The organism is Ferrovibrio terrae, from assembly GCF_943371255.1.
GTDB lineage: Bacteria > Pseudomonadota > Alphaproteobacteria > Ferrovibrionales > Ferrovibrionaceae > Ferrovibrio > Ferrovibrio terrae_B.
In genome coordinates, this window is the sequence record NZ_CALRUC010000202.1 from 1 (window position 1) to 3,669 (window position 3,669).

3 protein-coding genes are annotated in these 3,669 nt (G+C 62.4%); all 3 read left to right on the forward strand.

All coding sequences use genetic code 11. From position 1 onward, the window contains the following. Nucleotides 1-162 precede the first annotated feature (162 nt). Complete coding sequence (locus AAG799_RS22740; protein ID WP_341899405.1) at nucleotides 163-633, forward strand: (2Fe-2S)-binding protein; 471 nt, start codon at nucleotides 163-165, stop codon at nucleotides 631-633. Nucleotides 634-639: 6 nt separating this feature from the next. Further along, entirely contained in the window at nucleotides 640-3,012 is a 2,373-nt protein-coding gene (locus AAG799_RS22745) for a xanthine dehydrogenase family protein molybdopterin-binding subunit (RefSeq protein WP_341899406.1), read from the forward strand. 22 nt (nucleotides 3,013-3,034) lie between these two features. Next, on the forward strand, nucleotides 3,035-3,669 hold a 635-nt coding region (locus AAG799_RS22750; protein ID WP_341899407.1), incomplete at its 3' end, for a xanthine dehydrogenase family protein subunit M.

Below are 3,669 nucleotides of genomic sequence, written 5' to 3' on the forward strand. Positions count from 1 at the left end.
GCCTGATCGTGATCGTATGCGCAGCTACAGTCCTGATCCTGCGCAGCTGAGATCATTCCGCAGTTTGCAACTTGACGCCCCTCGCGCCTTGCGCCCAAAGTCTGTCCAGGTGAAGCGCGCGATATGCCCCACATTGAATCCGCGCTCCATGGGAGGAAAAGCATGACGATTTCCGTGACGATCACCGTCAACGGCCAGCAGGAAACTCGCGACGTTGAACCGCGCACGCTGCTGGTGCAGTTTCTGCGTGAAAGCCTTCAGCTCACCGGCACCCATGTTGGCTGCGATACCAGCCAGTGCGGCGCCTGCGTCGTCCATATCGATGGCAAGAGCGTGAAGTCCTGTACCATCCTCGCCGCGCAGGCGCAGGGTGCCAAGGTAACCACCATCGAAGGCCTCGCCCAGGACGGCAAGCTGCACCCGATGCAGGAAGCCTTCCGCGAACATCATGCCCTGCAATGCGGCTTCTGCACGCCGGGCATGATCATGAGTGCGGTCGACCTGGCGCAGCGCAATCCAAACCCGAGCGAAGAAACCGTTCGCCACGAGCTGGAAGGCAATCTGTGTCGCTGCACGGGCTATCACAACATCGTCAAGGCCGTGATGGCCGGGGCACAGGCAATGCGGGGGTAATGCAATATGGCAAACCAGGGCATCGGTCAGGCAGTCCGTCGCAAGGAAGATTTCCGCTTCATTACGGGTCAGGGCCATTACACAGATGACATCAATCGCCCTGGTCAGCTTTACGCCGTATTCCTGCGTTCGCCACATGCGTTCGCAAAAATAAAATCGATCGATATTGATGACGCGCGCAAGATGCCCGGCGTCGTCGCCGTATACACCGGCAAGGATGTGGCCGCCGACAAGGTCGGCGGGCTGATCTGCGGCTGGACAGTCAAGGACAAGCAGGGCAACCCGCACAAGGCGCCGCGCCACGACATCATCGCCATCGACCATGTGCGCCATGTCGGCGACCAGGTTGCCGTGGTGATCGCGCGCAGCACCAGCGAGGCGCGCGATGCCTGCGAAGTCATCGAAGTCGACTACGAAGTCCTGGCTCCGGTGGTCGATGTGCGTTCCGCACTCAAGCCCGGCGCACCGCAGGTGCATGCCGATGCGCCCGGCAACCTATGCTACGACTGGGAATTTGGCGACAAGGCATCGACGGAAAAGGCTTTTGCCTCCGCCGCCCATGTCACCAAGATCGAGCTGGTGAACAATCGCCTGTCGCCCAATCCGATGGAACCGCGTAGCGCCATCGGTGAATACGACCCGGGCACCGATACCACCACGGTCTACACCACGTCGCAGAATCCGCATGTGCTGCGACTGATCCTCTGCGCCTTTGTGCTCGGCCTGCCGGAGCAGAAGGTGCGCGTGATCGCGCCCGATGTCGGCGGCGGCTTCGGCTCGAAAATCTTCAACTACCCTGAGGAAACCGTCTGCGTCTGGGCCGCGCGCAAGATCAAGAAGCCGGTGAAGTGGACGTCCGACCGCACCGAGGCCTTCCTGACCGACGCCCATGGTCGCGACCATGTCACGCATGCCGAACTGGCCCTCGACAAGGACGGCAAGTTCCTCGGCCTGCGCGTCGCCACCATGGCGAATATGGGCGCGTATCTGTCCACCTTCGCCTCGGCTGTACCGACCTATCTCTATGCCCTGCTGCTGGCCGGGCAATACACCACGCCGGCGATCTATGCCGAGGTGAAGGCGGTATTCACCAACACAACGCCGGTGGATGCCTATCGCGGCGCCGGCCGGCCGGAAGCCACCTATGTGGTCGAGCGCATCGTCGAAGCGGCCGCGCGCGAACTGAAGATTGATCCGGCGGAGATTCGCCGGCGCAACTTCGTGCCGGTGGATGCCTTCCCGTACCAGACGCCGGTCGCCTGTGTGTATGACTCAGGTCAGTATGCCAAGGCGCTCGATGAAGCCATGAAGATGGCCGATTACGCCAACTTCTCCAAGCGCAAGGCAGAATCCGCGCGCAAGGGCAAACTGCGCGGCATCGGCATCTGCGCCTATATCGAGGCCTGCGGCATCGCGCCGTCAGCCGTCGTCGGTTCGCTCGGCGCCGGTGTCGGCCTCTGGGAGTCAGCGCAGATCCGCTTCAACGCGACCGGCAGTGTGTTCGTCTACACCGGCTCGCACAGCCACGGCCAGGGCCACGAAACCACCTTCGCCCAGATCGTCTCCGACAAGCTCGGCGTGCCGATGGAAAGCATCGAAGTCGTGCATGGCGACACGGCACTGGTGCCGATGGGCATGGGTACTTACGGCTCACGCTCACTCGCCGTCGGCGGTTCGGCCATCATCCGCGCTACCGAGAAAATCATCGACAAGGGCAAGAAGATCGCCGCCCATCTGATGGAGGCGTCGGTCGACGACGTCGCCTATGACAAGGGCATCTTCTCGGTAAAAGGTACCGACAAGCAGGTGCCGATGGCGCAGATCGCCTTCACGGCTTACGTGCCGCACAACTATCCGGCCGATCTTGAACCGGGTCTGGAAGCCAGTGCCTTCTACGACCCGGCCAACTTCACCTTCCCGGCCGGCGTGCATATCGCCGAAGTGGAGATCGATTCCGCCACCGGCGTCACCACCGTCGCCAACTGGGTGGCGGTCGATGATTTCGGCAATGTCATCAACCCGATGATCGTCGAAGGCCAGGTTCATGGCGGTATCGCCCAGGGCATCGGTCAGGCCATGCTCGAAGGCGTGGTCTACGACCCGAAGAGTGGCCAGCTGCTCACGGCATCCTTCAACGATTACTGCATGCCGCGCGCTGACGACCTGCCGTCCTACAAGGTCGGCATGATCGAAACGCCCTGCCCGCATAATCCGCTGGGTGTGAAGGGCTGCGGCGAAGCCGGTGCGATTGCCGCGCCGGCGGCGCTGATGAATGCCATCACCGATGCGCTTGGCACAGAAGAGATCAACATGCCGGCAACGCCGCAGAATGTCTGGCACGTGATCCAGCGCCAGAATCTCGCCGCCGCTGCCGAATAGACTTAAGTCAGGAGAAGCCCCCATGTATGCGTTCAATTATCACCGCCCTGTCTCGTTGGCCGATGCTGCCAAGCTGCTCGGCGGCGCCAGCGACGGCAAATTCATCGCCGGAGGTCAGACCCTGCTGCCGACGCTGAAGAATCGCCTCGCCTCGCCGTCTGATCTGGTCGACCTCACCGGTATCGCCGAACTGGGTGGCATCAGCGTCTCCGGTGGCGCCGTCACTATTGGCGCCATCACCAAGCATGCTGCCGTGGCAAGCTCGGCCGATGTGAAGAAGGCCATCCCGGCGCTGGCCAAGCTGGCCGGCGGCATCGGCGACCCGCAAGTGCGCAACATGGGCACCTGCGGCGGTTCGGTGGCGAATAACGACCCGGCGGCCGACTATCCGGCTGCCGTGGTGGGCCTGAATGCCACGGTGCACACCAACAAACGCAAGATCGCAGCCGACGCATTCTTCACCGGCCTGTTCGAGACGGCGCTGGAAGAAGGCGAGATCATCACCAAGATCGAATTCCCGCAGCCCAAGCGCGCCGGTTATGAGAAGTTCCGCAATCCGGCCTCGCGCTATGCCATGGTCGGCGTCTTCGTGGCCGAAACCGCAAACGGTGTGCGCGTTGCCGTGACCGGCGCCGGACCCTGCGTGTTCCGTCATAC

Bases quoted from the DNA above. Each gene is read 5' to 3' on its own strand.
- AAG799_RS22745 (WP_341899406.1), top strand. From the start codon at position 640: ATGGCAAACCAGGGCATCGGTCAGGCAGTCCGTCGCAAGGAAGATTTC.
- AAG799_RS22740 (WP_341899405.1), top strand. From the start codon at position 163: ATGACGATTTCCGTGACGATCACCGTCAACGGCCAGCAGGAAACTCGC.